Annotated in this window: 16 protein-coding genes; 9 read left to right on the top strand and 7 right to left on the bottom strand. The window is 70.9% G+C overall.

Translation table 11 applies throughout. The features are described from left to right. Positions 1 to 87: 87 nt before the first annotated feature. Positions 88 to 2,121: a thioredoxin domain-containing protein gene (locus ACWD4G_RS33300; protein ID WP_451300095.1), complete on the bottom strand. Its 2,034-nt coding sequence runs from the start codon at positions 2,119 to 2,121 to the stop codon at positions 88 to 90. A 470-nt stretch (positions 2,122 to 2,591) separates the two neighbouring features. Here ACWD4G_RS33300 and ACWD4G_RS33295 point away from each other — a divergent pair, with 470 nt between their 5' ends. Beyond that, entirely contained in the window at positions 2,592 to 5,918 is a 3,327-nt protein-coding gene (locus ACWD4G_RS33295; RefSeq protein ID WP_451300093.1) for a hypothetical protein, read from the top strand. A gap of 154 nt (positions 5,919 to 6,072) precedes the next feature. Here the strand turns inward: ACWD4G_RS33295 and ACWD4G_RS33290 are convergent, their stop codons facing one another. Both ACWD4G_RS33290 and mca read right to left on the bottom strand, forming a co-directional pair. Continuing rightward, complete coding sequence (locus ACWD4G_RS33290; protein ID WP_451300091.1) at positions 6,073 to 6,315, bottom strand: hypothetical protein; 243 nt, start codon at positions 6,313 to 6,315, stop codon at positions 6,073 to 6,075. Positions 6,316 to 6,336: 21 nt separating this feature from the next. After that, complete coding sequence (gene mca, locus ACWD4G_RS33285) at positions 6,337 to 7,188, bottom strand: mycothiol conjugate amidase Mca (RefSeq protein WP_451300228.1); 852 nt, start codon at positions 7,186 to 7,188, stop codon at positions 6,337 to 6,339. 267 nt (positions 7,189 to 7,455) lie between these two features. Between mca and ACWD4G_RS33280 the strand changes: the two genes are divergently transcribed. Further along, positions 7,456 to 7,854: a DUF4307 domain-containing protein gene (locus ACWD4G_RS33280; protein ID WP_451300089.1), complete on the top strand. Its 399-nt coding sequence runs from the start codon at positions 7,456 to 7,458 to the stop codon at positions 7,852 to 7,854. A gap of 203 nt (positions 7,855 to 8,057) precedes the next feature. Continuing rightward, entirely contained in the window at positions 8,058 to 8,558 is a 501-nt protein-coding gene (gene greA, locus ACWD4G_RS33275; RefSeq protein ID WP_451300087.1) for a transcription elongation factor GreA, read from the top strand. 120 nt (positions 8,559 to 8,678) lie between these two features. On the opposite strand, the gene ACWD4G_RS33270 is transcribed toward greA, so the two are convergent. The 3 genes from ACWD4G_RS33270 to ilvA form a co-directional block, all read right to left on the bottom strand. Next, a complete protein-coding gene (locus ACWD4G_RS33270) occupies positions 8,679 to 9,524 on the bottom strand; it encodes an ABC transporter permease (protein ID WP_451300085.1) in 846 nt (281 codons plus the stop codon). Continuing rightward, positions 9,521 to 10,555, bottom strand: a complete 1,035-nt coding sequence (locus tag ACWD4G_RS33265) for an ATP-binding cassette domain-containing protein (RefSeq protein WP_451300083.1) — start codon at positions 10,553 to 10,555, stop codon at positions 9,521 to 9,523. The genes ACWD4G_RS33270 and ACWD4G_RS33265 overlap by 4 nt, the downstream gene beginning before the upstream one ends. 228 nt (positions 10,556 to 10,783) lie before the next feature. After that, a complete protein-coding gene (gene ilvA, locus ACWD4G_RS33260; RefSeq protein WP_451300081.1) occupies positions 10,784 to 12,013 on the bottom strand; it encodes a threonine ammonia-lyase in 1,230 nt (409 codons plus the stop codon). 163 nt (positions 12,014 to 12,176) lie between these two features. Here ilvA and ACWD4G_RS33255 point away from each other — a divergent pair, with 163 nt between their 5' ends. The 3 genes from ACWD4G_RS33255 (at position 12,177) to ACWD4G_RS33245 (ending at position 13,601) form a co-directional block, all read left to right on the top strand. Further along, positions 12,177 to 12,668 (top strand): MarR family winged helix-turn-helix transcriptional regulator, encoded by a 492-nt coding sequence (locus ACWD4G_RS33255; protein ID WP_451300226.1) that lies wholly within the window; start codon positions 12,177 to 12,179, stop codon positions 12,666 to 12,668. 199 nt (positions 12,669 to 12,867) lie between these two features. After that, the gene (locus ACWD4G_RS33250; RefSeq protein WP_451300079.1) at positions 12,868 to 13,356 is read left to right on the top strand and encodes a sigma factor-like helix-turn-helix DNA-binding protein; all 489 of its coding nucleotides are present in this window, start codon (positions 12,868 to 12,870) and stop codon (positions 13,354 to 13,356) included. Next, the gene (locus ACWD4G_RS33245) at positions 13,353 to 13,601 is read left to right on the top strand and encodes a hypothetical protein (RefSeq protein WP_451300077.1); all 249 of its coding nucleotides are present in this window, start codon (positions 13,353 to 13,355) and stop codon (positions 13,599 to 13,601) included. The genes ACWD4G_RS33250 and ACWD4G_RS33245 overlap by 4 nt, the downstream gene beginning before the upstream one ends. Before the next feature lie 61 nt (positions 13,602 to 13,662). Here ACWD4G_RS33245 and ACWD4G_RS33240 read toward each other — a convergent pair whose 3' ends face one another. Continuing rightward, complete coding sequence (locus tag ACWD4G_RS33240) at positions 13,663 to 14,811, bottom strand: cystathionine gamma-synthase (RefSeq protein WP_451300075.1); 1,149 nt, start codon at positions 14,809 to 14,811, stop codon at positions 13,663 to 13,665. A gap of 227 nt (positions 14,812 to 15,038) precedes the next feature. Between ACWD4G_RS33240 and ACWD4G_RS33235 the strand changes: the two genes are divergently transcribed. The 3 genes from ACWD4G_RS33235 to ACWD4G_RS33225 all read left to right on the top strand — a co-directional run bounded on the left by ACWD4G_RS33235 (position 15,039) and on the right by ACWD4G_RS33225 (position 19,149). Beyond that, complete coding sequence (locus ACWD4G_RS33235; protein ID WP_451300073.1) at positions 15,039 to 16,157, top strand: hypothetical protein; 1,119 nt, start codon at positions 15,039 to 15,041, stop codon at positions 16,155 to 16,157. A 248-nt stretch (positions 16,158 to 16,405) separates the two neighbouring features. Then, positions 16,406 to 18,052 carry a M48 family metalloprotease gene (locus ACWD4G_RS33230; protein ID WP_451300072.1) on the top strand — a complete coding sequence of 549 codons (1,647 nt, stop codon included), beginning with the start codon at positions 16,406 to 16,408 and terminating at the stop codon, positions 18,050 to 18,052. Then, positions 18,049 to 19,149, top strand: coding sequence for a hypothetical protein (locus ACWD4G_RS33225; protein WP_451300070.1), 1,101 nt, complete (start codon positions 18,049 to 18,051; stop codon positions 19,147 to 19,149). Before ACWD4G_RS33230 ends, ACWD4G_RS33225 begins: the two co-directional genes overlap by 4 nt. The last annotated feature ends 27 nt before the right edge of the window (positions 19,150 to 19,176 follow it).

Raw genomic sequence — 19,176 nt, 5'->3', positions numbered from 1 at the left:
GATGTGTCCGAACACGCACCTAAATCAAGCCAGTTGTTCGATCTCGCCCCGGCGTGGGCAGGGCGAGTTTGCGCCGTTCAGGGCGGTTTAGTGCCGTTCCAGCGCCGCCTTCAGCCGTTCGACATCTGTCGTGGGAGCGTCACATGTGAAGTTACGGCAGACATACGCGGACGGTTCACCTCCGACGAGCGGACGCCCCGCCAGCAACGGCAGTTCATCACTCTCCGCAGCTCCTACGGCGACCACGGCCCCCGGAGCGGTCCCCAGCAACGCCGCCCGATGCAGCGCCTTGGTGCCCGGATGCCCCTCCGGCCCCACGACCGCGATCTCCCGAGGCCCGTCCAGCAACGCCTCGGCGGTGGCCAGCCCCCACCCGATGAACCTCGGCGCCCGCGGCCCTAGCGCCTTCACGACCCCCAACGCCCGCTCGGCGGCGCTCCGATGGGCCTCGGACCCGGTGTGCGCGGCATAGCCGAGCAGCGCCCCGGCCGCCGCGCTCCACCCGGAGGGCACGGCGTTGTCGGTCGGGTCCTGGGGCCGCCGGATGAGCTGCTCGGCATCGACGGCGGTGTCGTACAGCGCCCCGCTCCCCGGGTCCACGAACCGCGCGAGCACATGATCGAGCAGGAACCCGGCGAACTCCAGCCACACCCCTTCCCCCGTGACGGAGGCGAGCGCGAGGAACCCCTCGGCGACATCGGCATAGTCCTCCAACACCCCGCTGTTGCCCCCGGCCTGCCCGTCCTTGCTGGTCCTCGCGAGCTGGGCCCTGTCATCCATGTGCAGCCGTACGAGGAGGTCGGCGGCGGTGATGGCGGCGTCCACGAGGTCGGGCCGGTCGAAGTAGGCGCCGGTCTCGGCGAGTGCGGCGACGGCGAGGCCGTTCCAGGCGGCGACGACCTTGTCGTCCCGTCCCGGGGCGGGACGCCGCGAACGGGCCCGATTCAGCCGATCCTTGATCGACGCGATCTTTTCGGCGTCGAACACACCCTCGTGCTGGGGAAGTTGGAGGACCGAGGCGCCGTGCTCGAAGGTGCCCTCGTCCGTGACGCCGAAGTAGTGCGCGGCGAGCCCGGCGTCCTCCTCCCCGAGCACGTCGGCCATCTGCTCGGGCGTCCACACGTAATAGGCGCCCTCGACATGCCGGCCGCTCCCGTCCTCGCTGTCGGCGTCAAGGGCGGAAGCGAACCCGCCCTCGGTGGTCCGCAGCTCACGCACCATGAAGTCGGCGGTTTCGAGGGCGACGCGGCGGGCGAGTTCGGAGCCGGTGCCGCGCCAGAGGTGGGCGTAGACGCGGCAGAGCAGGGCGTTGTCGTACAGCATCTTCTCGAAGTGGGGCACGACCCAGTCGCGGTCGACGGAGTAGCGGGCGAAGCCGCCGCCGAGCTGGTCGTAGATACCGCCGCGGGCCATGCGCTCGCAGGTGTCCTGGGCCATCTGGAGGGCGCCCTCGGAGCCGGTGCGGGCGTGATGCCTGAGCAGGAACTCGATGACCATGGACGGCGGAAACTTGGGCGCCCCGCCGAACCCGCCGCGCGAGGCGTCGTAGTCCCGGGTGAGCCCGAGCAGTGCCGCGGCGAGGTCCTCCTCGCCCGGCACGTCGACGGCGGCGAACTTCAACTCCCGCCCGGCGAGATCGCGGACGATCTTCCCGGCGACCTCGGTGACCTCGTCCCGCCGATCGGCCCAGGCGGCCCGTACGCCCTCCAGCACCTGCCGGAAGGAGGGCATGCCGTGGCGGGGGGCCGGCGGGAAGTAGGTGCCGAAGTAGAAGGGCTCGGCGTCGGGGGTGAGGAACACCGTCATGGGCCAGCCGCCCTGCCCGGTGGCCGCCTGCACGGCCTCCATGTACACGGCGTCGACGTCCGGCCGCTCTTCCCTGTCGACCTTGACGCTGACGAAGTGGGCGTTGAGGTAGTCGGCCGTCTCCTGGTCCTCGAACGACTCGTGCGCCATGACGTGACACCAGTGACACGAGCTGTAGCCGACGCTCAGCAGCACAGGCAGATTCCGCTCACGCGCCTCCTCGAACGCCTCACCGGACCAGGGCCACCAGTCGACGGGATTCTCGGCGTGCTGGAGCAGATACGGGGAGGTCTCGCGAACGAGTCGATTCGACATGGGAACCATCATTCCCGACTACCCGGAAGTCACCGGCCATCACGGGTTGGGGGCTCGTCGGGGGGCTGGTGCCTGTCCGGGGGCTGGTCCTGTCGGGGGGCTGGTGCCTGTCCGGGGGCTGGTCCTGTCGGGGGGCTGGTGCCTGTCGGAGGGCTGGTCCTGTCGGAGGGCTGGTCCTGTCGGAGGGCTGGTCCTGTCGGAGGGCTGGTCCTGTCGGAGGGCTGGTCCTGTCGGAGGGCCGCGCCCCGAATGGGCCGCAGGCCCAAAGGGGCGCGGGGAACTGCGCGACCAGCCACGACGGCGCCGCAGCCGGCCAACCACATCGCGCCCCACGGCGAATAGCCACCCGCGGCCAGCCGATCGTGAGAATCCCGTGTCGGCCCCCCGGCAAGGGGCACGCCCTCTCGCCAGTGCGCCCCATCCGCTCCACACTGGCCTGGGGAAAGCCGTTACCGCGAAGGGGGAGCGTGATGCGGGACATCCACCGGGGAGACGCCGAGCGGCTGTTGATCGGCGCGGTCGAGGAGGAGGTCCGCAGGTCGGGCGGCCGTACCGACGGCATCGTCCTCCTCGGCAGGGCAAGGGTGGCCCTGGACACGATGGCCCAGAACGCGGCGGAGGAGTACGAGGCGTACATACGCGCACTTGACGAATCGGAGGCAGGCCGCCAGACCTTCGCACAGCGCTACGCGAAGGAGGGTTCCGGCGCTCCGCTGCTGGTCGCGGGGGTCGCGGCCGGCACGGCGATGGTCGCGGACCTGTCGTTCGGCGTCGACCCGGGCACATCGGTGGTCACCGGCGTGATCGTCGGCGTGGCCGGCGCGGTGGCGACGGTTCTGAAGGTCACCGCCTCACACCTCCCGGCGGCCCACCACCGCGCCGGCGCCCTCGGCCAGCCGGGCGGCCCGGAGCAGCTGCGGCTGCAGTGGCTGACGGCGCTGGAGGTACGCGGTATCCGCCCGTTCCTGGACCAGCAGCGCGTCCTCGCCTCCTCCACGCCGAAGCAGAAGGCGCCCCGGCTGCGCGGCGCCGACAAGAGCGCGGCGGCCCGCAGGCGCAACGTACTGGAGCAGTCGTTCGCCCAACTCCCGGAGCGGGACGACAAGTTCGCGGACCGGCGGTCGGAGATGGGGAAGATCCGGCAGTGGGTGCAGGCGGCCCGCGCCGAGACGGAGACCCGGCCGACGGTGGTCGTCCTGCACGGCGCCCCCGGCTCCGGCCGCACCGCCCTCGCCGTACGCGCCACCCACGATCTACGGGACTACTTCCGGGGCGCGTGCCTGGTCGATCTGCGTGCCGACAGCCCGCAGGAGCCCCCGCTGTCCACCCGCGACGCGCTGATGCACCTGCTGAACCGTCTCGGTGCCCCCCGCGACCAGCTCCTGTTCCGTGAGCGCACCTCGCAGGACCAGCAGGTCAAACGGTTGAGCGAGCTGTATCACCAGCAGCTGACGGCACTGCCGGTCACGATCGTCCTGGACGACGCCTCCGATCCCGAACAGGTCCGCACCCTCGTCCCCGAACGCTCCGACAGCCTCGTCCTGGTCACCAGCCGCGAGCCGCTGGCCCTCCCCGCGGACCTCCCCGCCTGGGTCCACCACCTCCCGGTCGAGCCCCTCGACGGCGAGGGAACGCGGGAACTGCTGAGCACGGCGGCCCAGGACGCGTCGGTACTGTCGGCGGGGGCTTCCCCCGCGACTCACCCGGGGGCCTCCCCCGTGACCCGTCCGGAAGCGTCCCGGGCAACGCACTCGGGGGCCCGCTCGGGGCCGCCCTCCGCCTCGTACGACTCCGAGTACGACTCCGAAGCCGTCGACCGCATCCGGCAGTTGTGCGGGGGTCTGCCGCTCGCGCTGCGGGTGGCCGGTTCGTCGCTCGGCCCGCGTACGCCGGATCGGCTCGCCACCGATCTGGGCGCCTACGGCCCGGTGGAGCCGATCGAGCGGGCGCTGTGGCTGCGGTACACCGACCAGTCGGAGCCGTCGCGCAAGCTGCTGCGGCGGCTGGCCCTTGCCGGGCGGGCGTCGCTCGGCGCGGCCGCGGCGGCCTCCCTCCTCGCCACCGACGAGACCGAGGCGACCCGGCATCTCACCGCGCTCTCCCGCGCCGGTCTGATCGACCATGTCCACGGCAACCGTTACCGTCTGCACGACCTGGTCCACGTCTTCGCCCAGGCCCGCCTCCTCGACGAGGAGGAGCCGAGCGAGCGTACGGCGGCGCAGGAGCGGCTGATCGTGACGTACGCGGACCTCGCCGACTCCGTCCTGCGGCTGGTCGACGGCAATATGTCGACCCGCTCGGACCGCTTCGGCTCGCACGGCTTCGTCTCGCTGGACGAGGCGCTGCGCTGGCTGGACGACGAGACGAGCTTCATCACCTCCACGCTCCGGCACGCGGAGGGCGTGGACCAGGCGGCGGTCCTGAGCCTCCTTGGCGCCCTGTGCGACTACTGCCTGCTGCGCGGCGACCTCTACCGCCTCGGTGAGCTGAACGAGCTGGCCCAGTCGGTGGACCAGGGACTGCTGACCCGGTCGGTCCAGTGGCGTACGGGTATCGCGGCCCGTCAGCTGGGCGAGCTGGACAAGTCGCGTACGACGCTGGCGTCGGTGGTCAACCTGTACATGGAGTCCAACCATGACGCGGGCGCCGCCCGGGCCATGTGCTCCCTCGGCATCACCCTGCACCACCAGGGCAATCTGACCGAGGCGGCGTCGAAGCTGATGGAGGCGCTGACCATGCAGTCGGTGCCGCAGCTGGCCGCCGACCGCGCCTGGACGATGCACGCGCTGGCGGCGGTGGAACGCGACCGCTCCCACCTCGCCGACGCCCTCGATCTGCTGAACCGCGCCCTGGTCCTGCACCGCCAACAGGACTCCCTGCACGGTGAGGCCTGGGCCCACTTCCAGCTGGGTCAGCTGATGCTGCGCCTGGGCGATGTGCCGGGCGCGCAGACCGAACTGCACACCGCGTCCGATCTGTTCGGCCGCACCCGCGACCCGCGTGGCCAGGCCTGGGCCATGACCCAGCTCGCCCGCGCCCGGATCGTCGCCGGTGACCCGTCCACCGCCATCGACGGCCTCCGCCAGGCCCTCGCCCACCACCGCGACAACGAGGACGCCCGGGGCGAGGCCTGGACCGGCTACTACCTGGGCCAGGCCCTGGAGGAGACGGGCAATCTGGACCAGGCGGTACGGGAGCTGGAGCGCTCACGGACGATGTTCTCCCGGATGCGGGACGTCTACGGCCTGGCCTGCGCCCGCCACCACTCGGCCCGTGTCACCCGCGACCAACGGGCCGTGCAGACGGGCTCGTTGCGCAACTCCGGCTTCGCCCGGCAGCTCCTCGTCGACGCCCGCGCCGACTTCCAGCGCATCGGCGTCGCCCACGGCGAGGCCTGGACCTGTCTGGAGCTGGCCGTCGTGGACGCGGGCAACAACCGCACCCCCCAGGCCCTCTCCCTCTGCGACGAGGCGGCCCATCTCTTCGCCTCCTACGGCGACCGCCGGGGCGAGGACTGGGCCCGCTTCCTGCGCTGCACGATGCTCCCCTACGCGGCCCCCGGCGGCGTGGAGATAGGCACCGCCGTGGCCCAGGAGGAACTGGCCCAGCTCGGCTACAACACCCACCCTCTACGTGACGAGAAACTCGACGAGTACATCGAGGCGTACCAGCTGGTGCTGGAACGCGGCGTCAATCTGGACGGCGGCTGGCGGGGCTGGACCCTCGGCATGGTCCCCAACCGGCACGCCCGGGAGGTGATGGGGGTACCGGTGTCGCCTCAGCCGCAGCAGGGGTGAGGAGTGGACGCGCCGGTGCGGGACGGCCGTGCGAGGGCGGGACGGCACCGTGTGGCGGGTACCGCACCGTGTGGCGGTACGGCACGCCCGGCTCCCGTGATGCCGGGCGGGGCGTCACGGGAATCGGGCGGCCGTCGGATCACGGCCGTGGGCCTCAGCCCTTCGCGGGCGAGGCCTTGCCGGAGACCGAGGGCTTCTCGGTCCCCTCACCGGAGGTGTCCGGCGTCTCCTCGAAGTCGACCTTGCCCATGTGCTTGTTCATGGACTTCATGAGGCCCCACACGGCCAGGGCCATCACCGCGAAGACGATGAAGCCGAGGACACCGGGGGTGACCTTGTCCTTGTCCAGCTCCTTGGCGAGGGGGACGAGGTGTGTGACTGCCAGGCTTACGCTCATGCCTGGCATTGTCCCCCAGCGCTAACGGATGCCCGCAAAGAGGTCGTCCTCCGGGAGCGAGGTGTCCACGAGGGACTTCGCCAGCTCGTACTCCTCCGTCGGCCAGACCTCCTTCTGCAACTCCATCGGCACCCGGAACCAGCCGCCGTCGGGGTCGATCTGCGTCGCGTGCGCGATCAGCGCCTTGTCGCGGATCTCATAGAAGTCGGCGCACGGGATGTGCGTGGTCAGCGTGCGCTCCGGCATCGCCGAATCGTCCCACCGCTTGAGCCACTCCCCGTACGGCGACTCCAGGCCCCGCTCGATCATCGCGTGGTGCAGCGCCTCGGTGCGGGCACGGTTGAAGCCCTGGTTGTAGTACAGCTTCTGCGGCTGGTAGGCCGGGCCGTACTCCGCCTCCGGGTACTTCTCGGTGTCCGCCGCGCCCTCGAACGCCACCATCGAGATCTTGTGGGTCATGATGTGGTCGGGGTGCGGGTAGCCGCCGTTCTCGTCGTAGGTGGTGATCGCCTGGGGGCGGAAGGAGCGGATCTTGCGGACCAGCTCACCGGCCGCCTTGTCGACGTCCTCCAGGGCGAAGCAGCCGTCGGGCAGCGGCGGCAGCGGGTCGCCCTCGGGGAGGCCGGAGTCGACGAAGCCGAGCCATTCCTGCTTGACGCCGAGGATCTCGCGGGCCTCGTCCATCTCCTTCTTGCGTACCTCGTGAATGTGCTCCTCGATGTACTTGTCGCCCTGAAGCTTCGGATTGAGGATGGAGCCGCGCTCTCCGCCCGTGCAGGTCACGACCAGCACGTCCACCCCCTCGGACACATACTTCGCCATGGTGGCCGCACCCTTGCTCGACTCGTCGTCGGGGTGTGCGTGCACGGCCATCAGTCGCAGCTGGTCAGTCAAGACTCATTCCCTCGTAAGTCGGCGCCCGGCCTGGTAATGCGGTTGCTTCGATGACCCAGCCCGGGCGCGATCCCGGTGAGTCAATACTGCCGTCCCGCACGGACACCCCTCAGGGGCGGCCGTCGGATGCTGGGCGGGAGGCTTCTATAGTGACCGAATCGGGGGGCGGAAAATTCCCGGTCCGGACCCTGGACTCCCTCCCCCACGGGACCTCGCGGTCCTGTTCCCCTGCCCGAGAGGACGATCATGAGTACGGCGAGCACCCGGCTCCCCGAGGGGCGCTACGGCCGCTCCGTGGACGAGCGCGCCGATCGCAGGCTCAAGGTCATCGGCGCCGCCCTGGGCGCGGCCCTCCTCGTCCTCATCGGCTGGTTCGCCTACCACTATGTCGCCGGCAACAGGATCAGCGTCGAGGTGTACACCTTCGAGACCTCGGCCTCGTCCGTGAAGGTGCACCTCAGGGGGGACAAGGACGCCGGGGTCGAGGGGTACTGCACCGTGCGCTCCCAGGCCGAGGACGGCTCCGAGGTCGGCCGCGCCGACTTCCGCTTCGACGCCGACACCACCGACATCGACGAGGTCGTCACCCTCCGTACGACGTCCCGGGGCACCACCGCCGAACTCCTCGGCTGCCACACCGACTGACCCCGATACCGCCCATGACCACCGGCTTGACGCATGTCACTCGCCGACGTACGACGCTGACCTGCGTTGACGAAATACTTGTGGTTTATGTCCTCCCCCTTCTGCCACTGAATTGTTAGGCTCGTGGTTTCGCCCACTCGTGAAGGACCAAATCTTCTGGGTAGGGCGATGCTTTGTATTCCCAGTACCTACGAGGAGCACCTGTGACCCAGACCAGCGAGAACGTCACCTGGCTGACCCAGGAGGCGTACAACCAGCTCAGGGCCGAGCTGGAGTACCTGTCTGGTCCTGCGCGCACGGAGATCGCCGCCAAGATCGCGGCCGCGCGCGAGGAGGGCGACCTGCGGGAGAACGGCGGGTACCACGCGGCCAAGGAGGAGCAGGGCAAGCAGGAGCTCCGTGTGCGCCAGCTGACCCAACTTCTGGAGAACGCCAAGGTCGGCGAGGCTCCGGTGTCGGCGGACGGCGCGGTGGCGCCCGGCATGGTCGTGACGATCGCCTTCGACGGCGACGAGGACGACACCCTGACCTTCCTGCTCGCCTCCCGCGAGTACGCCAGCTCGGACATCGAGACCTATTCGCCGCAGTCCCCGCTCGGCACGGGCGTGATCGGCAAGAAGGTCGGCGAGGACGCCCAGTACGAGCTGCCGAACGGCAAGTTCGCTTCGGTGCGGATTCTCAAGGCCGAGCCCTACCAGGCCTGAGCGGCCCCGGAGCCGCCGCGCTCCCGCGCCGCCGCCTCCACGACTCGCCCACGAGCCCCCGGCGCCCCCTCGGCACCGGGGGCTTCGTCATGTCGAGCGCGGGGTACCGAAGGCCGTCGCTCACGCCGTGGCCGAGCGGTACTTCCGTACCGCCAGGGTCCGGAATATGACGATGATGAGGACCGAGTAGATCAAGGAGGCCCACACCGGGTGCTCCATGGGCCAGGCGCCCGAGTCCGACACCCCGGGGTTGCCGAACAGCACCCGGCAGGCCTGGACGGTGGCGCTGAACGGGTTCCAGTCGGCGACATGCTGCAGCCAGGGCGTCATCCGGCTGGAGTCCACGAACGCGTTCGAGATGAACGTGACCGGGAAGAGCCAGATCAGCCCGCCGGAGGTGGCCGCCTCGGGGGTGCGCACGGAGAGCCCGATGAGTGCGCCGACCCAGGTGAACGCGTACCCGAGCAGAAGCAGCAGGCCGAAGGCGCCGAGCACTTCGCCGACGTTGGTGTGGGTGCGCCAGCCGACCAGCAGGGCGACCACGGCCAGCACGGCGAGGGTGAGCGCCGTCTGGACCAGGTCGGCGAGGGTGCGCCCGGTCAGGACGGCCCCGCGTGCCATGGGCAGGGAGCGGAAGCGGTCGATGAGCCCCTTGTGCATGTCGTCGGCGATGCCCGCGCCGGCGCCCGCGGTGGCGAAGGTGACGGTCTGGGCGAAGATGCCGGCCATCAGGAACTCGGCGTAGACATCCGGGTCGGTGGTGCCGCCGATGTTCATGGAGCCGCCGAACACATAGGTGAACAGCACCACGAACATGATGGGCTGGATCAGCCCGAAGATCACCATTTCGGGAATTCTGGACATGCGGATCAAATTCCGCTGGGCCACGACCAGCGAGTCCCGGATGGACTGCGTGATCGGATTGCCGGGCGGTGCGACCCTCGCGGTCTCGGTGACGATGCTCACCTGGCGCTCTCCTTCCCGTGTCCGCGCCCCTTGGCGGCCTTGGATGCCTTGGCGTCGGCCATGTCGCCGTTTCTCTCGGTCTCGTCCTTGACCTCGGCGACATGGCCCGTCAGGGAGAGGAACACATCGTCCAGGGTGGGGCGGCGCAGGCCGATGTCGTCGATCTCGATGCCTCTGGTGTCCAGTTCGCGGATGACCTCGGCGAGGAGCTTGGCGCCGCCGGTGACGGGCACGGTGAGCTTGCGGGTGTGCTCCTCGACGGCGGTCTCGCCCTTGCCGAAGCCGTTCAGCACCTCCACCGCGGTCGTGATGTGCTCCCGCTCGTGCACGACGACCTCGACGCGCTCGCCGCCGGTGCGGGCCTTGAGCTGGTCGGAGGTGCCGCGGGCGATGACCCGGCCGTGGTCGACCACGGCGATGTCGTGCGCGAGATGGTCGGCCTCTTCGAGGTACTGGGTGGTGAGCAGCAGGGTCGTACCGCCGGAGACCAACTGCTTGATGACCTCCCACAGTTGCTGCCGGTTGCGCGGGTCGAGGCCGGTGGTCGGCTCGTCCATGAACATCACCGGCGGGGAGACCACCAGGGCCGCCGCGAGGTCGAGTCGGCGGCGCATACCGCCGGAGTAGGTCTTCGCTGGCCGGTCGGCGGCGTCGGTGAGGTGGAACTGCTCCAGCAGCTCGCCCGCGCGGACCTTCGCGTCCTTGGCCCTCATCTGGTAGAGCCGGCCGACCATCTGCAGGTTCTCCCGGCCCGTCAGATATTCGTCCACCGCGGCGAACTGACCGGAGAGGCCGACGGACCGGCGTACGGCGTCGGGGTGTCTGAGGACGTCTATGCCCGCGACGACGGCCTTGCCGCTGTCGGGCCGGAGCAGGGTGGTCAGACAGCGGACGGTGGTCGTCTTGCCCGCGCCGTTCGGCCCGAGCAGACCCAGGACGGTGCCCTCGGGGACATCGAGGTCCACTCCGTCCAGGGCCCTTACGTCACCGAAGGTCTTCACCAGACCTTCGGCGTAGATGGCGCCTGGCATGTGATTTCTCCACGTCGTTGGGGTTCCTTCGCAAAGCCTAAATTTGTACCTTTTGCTCCGCCCGATGCGTGACGCAAACCACGCCGCCGAGCGGACACGAGACACACCATAACGCGATGTATCGCGTCTCTCAACGGAATTCGCCGAGCACCCCACGATCGGGTGATCATGCGGCTCTGACCTGGCGTGATGGGGTCGGACGCCAGCCGATCGACGGCTGTGCGGCGCTCAGTCGATGACGGTGTAACCCGCCTCGCGCAGGGCGTGGCCGACCTCGACGCAGTGCGTCGGCCCCCTCGTCTCCAGGTGCAGCTCGACCTCCACCTCCGTGAGCCCGAGCCGGGGATCGGTCCGGACATGGCTCACGTCGAGGACATTGGCGTCGGCCACTGACAACACCCCGAGAAGCGTCGCGAGGGCGCCCGGTCGGTCGGTGAGACGGAGGCGGACCTGCAGGTAGCGGCCACCGGCGGCCATGCCGTGGCGGAGGACGCGCTGCATCAGCAGCGGGTCGACGTTGCCACCGGAGAGCACGGCGACGACCGGGCCCTCGAAGGAGTCCGGCGCCCTCAGCAGGGCGGCGACGGGGCTGGCGCCGGCCGGTTCCACGACCAGCTTGGCCCGCTCCAGACAGAGCAGCAGGGCGCTGGAGAGGTTGTACTCGGAGACCGTGCGGACCTCGTCCACCAGCTCGGCGACGATCTCGAAGGGTACGTCGCCGGGGCGGCCGACCCTGATGCCGTCGGCCATCGTCGCCGGGTTGGCCACGGCCACCGGCGTCCCGGCCGCGAGCGAGGGCGGGTACGCGGCCGCGCCCTCCGCCTGGACGCCGACGATCCGTACGTCCGGCCGCAGCGACTTCACGGCGACCGCGATCCCGGCGGCGAGCCCTCCGCCGCCGATGCCGACGACGATCGTGCGCACCTCCGGGCACTGCTCCAGGATCTCCAGCCCCACCGTGCCCTGGCCCGCGATGATGTCGGGGTGGTCGAAGGGGTGGATGAACACCGCGCCCGTGTCCGCCGCGTACTCCTGGGCGGCGGCCAGCGTCTCGTCGACCACCGTTCCGTGCAGGCGCACCTCGGCGCCGTACTCCTCGGTCGCGCTGATCTTCGGCAGGGGGGCGCCCTTCGGCATGAAGACCGTGGAGCGCACGCCCAGCAGGGAGGAGGCGAGGGCGACGCCCTGGGCGTGGTTGCCTGCGCTCGCCGCGACGACCCCGGCCGCGCGCTCCTCCGGCAGCAGGCCCGCGATCCGGACGTACGCGCCGCGCAGTTTGAACGAACCCGTGCGCTGGAGGTTCTCGCACTTGAAGTGCACCGGGGCGCCGACGAGCTGCGACAGATGCCTGCTGCCCTCCATCGCGGTGACACGAGAAACCCCCGTGAGCATCTTCTGGGCGCCCCGGACGTCGTCGAGCGTGACCCGCCGCAAGGAGTCAGTCGTGCTGTGGCTCATGACACCAGTCTCCCAGTTCACAGCGGGGGAACACGGGTGTGATCAAGGGCCGGGACGGGTTTCGGCGGCGTTGGTACGGGGTGGGCGTGGTCCGCGTAATCTGTCCCCCAACCCAGCGCCTCACGCATGAATTGAGCCTTTGGCCATGCCCACAACACCTGAAATGTCGATGGACCTGCCGACCGTCGGTGACACCGGTCTTCTCGACACGCTGCAGCACGAGGTCGCGTTGTTCGCACGCCGTGCCGAACAGACCCGGCTCGGCGGTGTCGGGCAGGTGCGCAACTCCATGGACCGCGCCGCGTATCTGCTGCTCAACCGCCTCGACAAGGAAGGCCCGATGGGCGTCAAGGCGCTCGCGGCGAGCATGGGGATCGACTCGTCGACGGTCACCCGGCAGGTGGCCCCGCTCGTGGACACCGGTCTCGTCAAGCGCACCTCGCACCCGGAGGACGGTCGTGCGGTGGTGCTCCAGCTCTCTCCGCGCGGGCACTCCCGGCTGGAGGAGGTACGTTCCTCCAGGCGTCAGTTGATGGCCGAGCTGACCCAGGACTGGCAGCCCGAGGAGCGCGAGGCGTTCTGCTCCCTCCTGACGCGCTTCAACGTCGCCCTGTCGACCCGTATGGCCGCCCCCGAGGCCCCGTCGCCGTCCTGAGACCCGCGTCGGGGCCGCGACCGTACGGCACGCGTGTGCGCGCGTACGTGCGTGCCGCCCGCGCCCGACCCGTCGCGCACCTGTGTGCCGCGCGGCTCTTGACCGGGCGCCCGCTCCTGGCCTGATATGAGACCGGGCCCTTCGTCGTGCGCGGCCGGGGTCCCGTTCTTCTCAGGGTCGGCCTCAGGCGGGAGGCGCGGTGCGAGAACGGCGTGTGGCCCAGGAGGCCCGCCGGGCACGGGAGTTCGAGGCGTTCGTCGCGGGCGCGGCGGGGCGGCTGCTGCAGACGGCCACCCTGCTCACGGCGGAGCCGCCGGACGACAACCCGCGCGCGCGACGGCTGCTCACCCACGCCCTCGCGCACACCTACGCCGACTGGGACCGGCTGCGCGGCGAGGACCCCTATGACCGGGCCCGACAGCATCTGGCCGTCCGTTTCGCCCGAGGGGCCTGGCACCGGCATGCGCTGTTCCGCCCCGCTCCGGACGGTGTCCTGGGAGTGCTGGCCCCCCAGGAGCGGCTGATCCTCGTCCTGAGGCTCTACGAGGGTGTCGCCGAGGAGCAGACGGCGGCACTGCTCGGGCTGCCCGCCGAACGCGTACGGGCGATCTGTCTGCGGGCCATGGCGACGGTGCTGCATCCGCCGCGCAAGGCCGTCCCCAAGGTGGTGAAGGTGGCACCGTCATGAGTCTGAGGGATCGCGAGGCGGCCGTACGGCAGATCCTGGACCGCCGGCCGCCGTCGGTGCCGCCCGAGGTGTGCGCGGAGGCGATGCGGCGCGGTGGCCGCATGCTGCGGCGGCGGACGGCGGCCCGGCAGCTGATGTGGATGGTGCTGCTGGCCGCCGTGGTGGCGTTCGTCGTCTGGGCGTCGATGACGCGCCCCTGGGTGGAGCCGCCGTCCACGACGACCCCACCGCTGACGGACTGGTGAGCGTCCCCTTCGGGGAGAGCGTCCTTCGCCGAGCCCCGAACGAGGCCTCTTGGGAGAGCGCTTAACCGAGTGCCTGCTGGAGGTCCTCCAGGAGGTCGTCGACGTTCTCGATGCCCACGGAGAGGCGTACGAGGTCGGCGGGGACCTCCAGGGCGGAACCGGCGGCGGAGGCGTGGGTCATCCGGCCGGGGTGCTCGATCAGGGACTCGACGCCGCCCAGGGACTCGCCCAGGGTGAACACCTTGGCGCGGTCACAGACCTCGACCGCCGCCGCCTCGCCGCCCTCGACCTGGAACGACACCATGCCGCCGAACGCCCGCATCTGCTTGGCGGCGACCTCGTGGCCGGGGTGCTCGGGCAGGCCAGGGTAGAGAACGCGCGTCACGCGCGCGTGCCGGGTGAGCATGTCGGCGACCTTGGTGGCGTTCTCGCTGTGGCGGTCCATGCGGACGGCGAGCGTCTTCGTGCCGCGCAGCACCAGCCAGGAGTCGAAGGGACCGGCGACGGCGCCCATCGCGTTCTGGTGGTACGCCAGTTCCTCGCCCAGCTCCTGGTCGTCGACGATCAGGGCGCCGCCGACGACGTCGGAGTGGCCGCCCATGTACTTGGTGAGCGAGTGCACGACCGCGTCCGCGCCGAGCGCCAGCGGCTGCTGGAGGTAGGGCGTCGCGAAGGTGTTGTCGACGACCAGCTTGGCGCCGGCCTCGCGGGCGACCTGGGCGACCGCCGGGATGTCGGTGATGCCGAGCAGCGGGTTGGACGGGGTCTCCACCCAGATGACCTTGGTCTTGGGGGTGATCGCGGCCCGTACGGCGGCGGGGTCGCCGGTGTCCGCCACCGACCAGTCCACGCCCCAGCGGGAGACGACCTTCGCGAAGAGGCGGAACGTGCCGCCGTACGCGTCGTTGGGGATGACCACGTGGTCGCCGGGGCTGAGGAGCGTACGCAGCAGGCAGTCCTCGGCGGCCAGTCCGGAGGCGAACGCGAGGCCGCGACGGCCGCCCTCCAGCGCGGCGAGGTTCTCCTCCAGCGCCGTGCGGGTGGGGTTGGCGCTCCGGCTGTACTCGTAGCCGCCGCGCAGGCCTCCTACGCCGTCCTGCTTGTAGGTCGAGACCTGGTAGATCGGCGGGACGACCGCGCCGGTGAGGGGGTCCGCCGTGTTGCCGGCGTGGATCGCTCTGGTCTCGAAGTGCGGGTTGCTTTCGCTCATGCACCGAGGGTAGGCGGTCCGGGGGTGGTGGGACGCCTCATGGGGTGGGGGGGCTCGGGCAGTGTGGCGGCTGCGGCTGCGTCGTGGCTGGTCGCGCCCACGCGGCGGAGCCGCACATGTCACAGTCCCGCGCCCCTTAAAGCCTGGGGCTGCGCCCCGGCTTTCCCACAACGCGGCCCCCATCCCCTCGTTCGCCAATTGTCAGTGGGGTCTGGAACCCTGGGCTCATGGAGATTCTCTGGGGGCTGATGGCCGCACTCATGATCATGTTCGTGGTGTGGCCGATCGTGGCTCGGCGGCGGGCCGGGGTTCAGCGGGTGCACGCGGGGCATCCGGATGCGGCTGATCCGGCGGACTACGGGTTCGTGCGGGAGGAGCTGCTGGATGTGCGGATGCCGGGGCCGGACCAGGATCTGCTGGATGTGCTGGACGTCGTTCAGCGGACGCAGGACTATCGCGCGGCGAAGCAGTTGCTGGCCGGGACCGAGGCGGAGGGTGAGGTCCGGTGGCAGCGGGTGCAGGCCTTCGCGGGGGCGGCCTCGCTGGAGCTGGCGCAGAAGCCCGGTGGGGTGAGCGAGTCGCCGGGTGGGCAGTGGCTGCGGGTGTGGCGGGCCGAGGCGCCCAAGGACGCGGGCGGCGCCCAGGTGCACGCGGAGTTCCTGGTGCAGCAGGCCTGGCGGACGTCCACGCCGGGCACGGACGAGTTCCGGATCATCATGGAGGAGGCCCGGTCGGCGTGCGGCGACGCGGCGCTGCTGGCCCCCGGTGACCCCGTCCCGTACATCATCGAGCTGTCCGTCGCGCGTGGACTCGCCTACTCCCGTGAGGAGTTCGAGCAGCTCTGGCTGAAGGTCCTCGACCGCGCCCCGACCCACATGGGCGCGCATCTGGCGGCGCTGCACTACTGGTGCGAGAAGTGGCACGGCTCGCGCGAGCTGGCGTACTCCTTCGCCGAGTCCGCCGCGGCCCGGGCCCCGCAGGAGTCGCTCCTCGCGGCCATGCCCCTCTTCGCGGTGTTCGAGCACCTGCCCGAGGTGGACCTGGTGCAGAGCTTCTACCAGAGCGAGGTGGTCACCAAGGCGATGCACGGCGCCCTCTTCGCGGTCCACGAGGCCCGCCCCGACGACCCCATGTCGGCCCACGTCCGCCATCTGCTGCTCTACTTCCTGGTCCAGGCCGAACGCTGGTCCGAGGCCATGCACCAACTCGTCCACATCGACGGCCACGTCGGAGCCCTCCCCTGGACCCTGGCCAAGGACCCGGCGTCCGACTACGCGATATACCGAGCGTTGGCGGTGGCAGGGTACGAGGCGAACGGGGGCACCCCTGCGACATTGCTCCACTGAGCCGACCTGAAGGGGTGCGGGGCCGTTACACGTGCGGCTCCGCCGCGTGGGCGCGACAAGCCACGACGACGCGTCGGTCGCCACACAACAGTCGCCCCCACCCTTTGGGCGCCCCCCGCAGTAAGCCCTTGCACCCCCAAGCCCCCCTGGGCCATACTCCGCCCCTCACACTCGGTCATGGACACGTCCACAGACACGTCCACGACCGTCATCCGAATGCCATTTTCCCGTGGGGGGACCTCAGCCCAATGGGCGCGACCCTGCGCGCTACGCGCGCCCTCGTACTGCTCGCCGGCTTCTATCTGCTCGGCGTGATCCTGCTCGCGGCGCTGGCCGCCGCCGACTATCTGCTGTATCTGCATGCCCCGTCCAGCCTGGCGGCCAAGTTGTACGTGGTCTCCGTACTCCTGGCGATCCCCTTGGTCCGGGGCCTGTTCATGCTGCGCACCCCGAAGGGCGAGGAGCCTGAGGGGCTGGCGGTCACGGAGGCCGATGAGCCCGAACTGTGGCGTACGGTACGGGAGTTGGCCGACGAGGTCGGCACGCACGCACCGTCGCGGATCGTGCTGACGCCCGATGTCAACGCGGCGGTCAGCGAGGACGCCCGACTGCTCGGCCTGCTGCCCGGCCCGCGCCGCCTCTACCTCGGCGTACCGCTGCTCCAGGGCCTGACCGAGGCCCAGTTGCGCGCGGTCCTCGCCCATGAGCTGGGCCACTACTCCAACTCCGACACCCGGCTCGCGGCGATCACCGTACGCGGCCGGGCCCAGGTGCTGCGGACGATCGGGCACTTCGAGCAGCGGGCCGACAACACCGCCGGGCGGGAGCGGGCGCGGCAGGAGAAGAAGAACGCCAAGGCCGTGGCCAAGGGAAAGCAGGCGAAGGAGGTCGACACCGGGTCCGCGGGCATCACGTACCGCGCGATGGCGAAGATCTACATCGGCTACGCCAAGCTGTACTTCCGGGCCACGCTCGCCGGTTCGCGCCGGCAGGAGTACGCCGCCGACGCCGCTGCCGCGCGGATCGCCGGGCGGGACGCGACCGCGTCGGCGCTGCGTGAGATCCCGGCGCTGGACGCGGCGTTCGGGTTCTATATGAACAGCTACGCCACGCTCGGTTCCGAGGCGCGCATGCTGCCGCCGCGCGGTGAGTTCTTCGGCGGCTACGGCCGGATGCTCACCGCCCGCCAGCTCGAACTGGTCGGCCTGCGCGCCGAGTTGCCGACCGAGCCGTCGTCGCCGTACGACTCGCATCCGCCGATCGCGGAGAGGGTCGAGCGGATCGAGGCGCTGCCCGCCGACGGACGCGTCGACAAGGCCAGGGGCGTGGCGTTGTCCCTGCTCGGCGACCCGGACCGGACGCTGGCGGCGCTGGAGGACGCGGTGCTGACCGAGGAGGCGCGGCAGTTCCGGCGGGCCGGCGACTGGCAGGAGCTGCTGGACGGTTCGATGGCGGCGAACTTCGCCTCCCTCGACACCGCGCTGCACCGGGCCCTCGCCCTGTACACCAAGGACCACCCGACCCTGTCCGCGCTGCTGAAGGTGATCGACGACGGTCAGCTGTGGCAGCTGGCGCGGCGGCTGCCGCTGTCCGACCGGGCGGCGGAGGCGCAGGGCCGGGCGTTCCGTGAGTTCGTACGGCCCGCGCTGGCGGACGCGGTGCGGGCCATGGCGCTGGCGGAGCTGAGCGCGCACGCTCGGCTGACCTGGGAGTTCTCCTGGTCGGAGCCGGCGTCGGTGAAGCTGCCGCCCGCGCCGGACGGCTCGGAGGCCGACCTCGGCGCGGCGATCGCGGCGGCGGTCGCCGACCACCCGGACACCGGGCCGCTGCGCGCGCTGCTGCCCCCGGCCGCGCCCCATGGCCCCGCCGCGCGAGAGACGGACGCCCCGCGATGACCGTACTGCTGTGGATACTCGCCGTACTGGCCGTGCCGACGCTGCTGTTCGGGCTGTGGATCGCCGGGGTGTTCCTGAAGGAGTTCTTCCGGCCGAGTCCGCCCGAGGAGGACCCGAGCGCGGCCGAGGCACTGGGGCTGCTGCCCGCCGAGCGGCAGAACACCAAGTACGCCGGTCCGCCGTCGGCCGGTGTGGAGACGGCGCTCGCGTCGGTGCGCGGCGGGGACTGGAAGGCCGCCGCCAAGCTGCTCCAGGACATCGGCCGGGACTGGGAGCGCCGTTCGTCGGCCGCGTACCAGCTGGCCGAGATCGCGGCCAAGGAGGACGACTGGCTGCTCGCGTGGGAGTCCGACCGCCCCGACGACCCGGACGCGGCCGTCGTACGGGCCCGCTCCACGGTGATCCTGGCGTGGGATCTGCGGGGCGGGAGGCTGGCCAGGCACACGACGAGTGAGCAGTTCGGAGGCTTCCATCGGATGCTGGAACGTTCCCGCGAGGAGATCGCGCGGGCGGCCGCGCTCAACCCCGACGACCCCACCCCGTACATCACGGAGATCTGGGTGGCCCTCGGCCTCGGCTATCCGCATGCCCAGATGGACCGGCTGTGGTCGGAGATCACGGCACGCGCCCCGCACCACTACGAGGCGCACTTCTCGGCGTTGCAGTACTGGTGTGCGAAGTGGCGGGGCTCGGAGCGGCTGGCCACGGAGTTCGCCGAGCGGGCGGCGGCGGACGCGCCGCTGGGCAGCCTGCTGACCGTCCTGCCCCTCATCGCGCACTTCGAGCACGACACGTCGGACGACGCCGATGTCGACCGTACGCCGAAGATGATCGGCCGGGTCGACGCGGGCCTCGCCGACGCCGCCGCGGCCGACGCCGCCCACCCCCGGCTGCCCGAGCTGCGGCACCTCCTCGCGTACTACCTCTCCCTCCAGGACCGCGACGCCGCCGCGCTCGAACAGTTCAAGCTGGTCGACGGGTATGTGAACGCGCTGCCGTGGCGCTATCAGGGCGACGGGGCCGCGATGGCCGCGTACTACTGCCGTATCCGCAACGGGTCGGCGCAGGTGGTGGCCGCGGAGGGGGCGGCCGGCTGAAGGTACCCAGGCGCTGCGGCTTAGGAC

The organism is Streptomyces sp. NPDC002643 (genome assembly GCF_053592555.1).
Note: the sequence above shows the minus strand (reverse complement) of the source record. Positions and strands in the feature narration are given on the sequence as shown.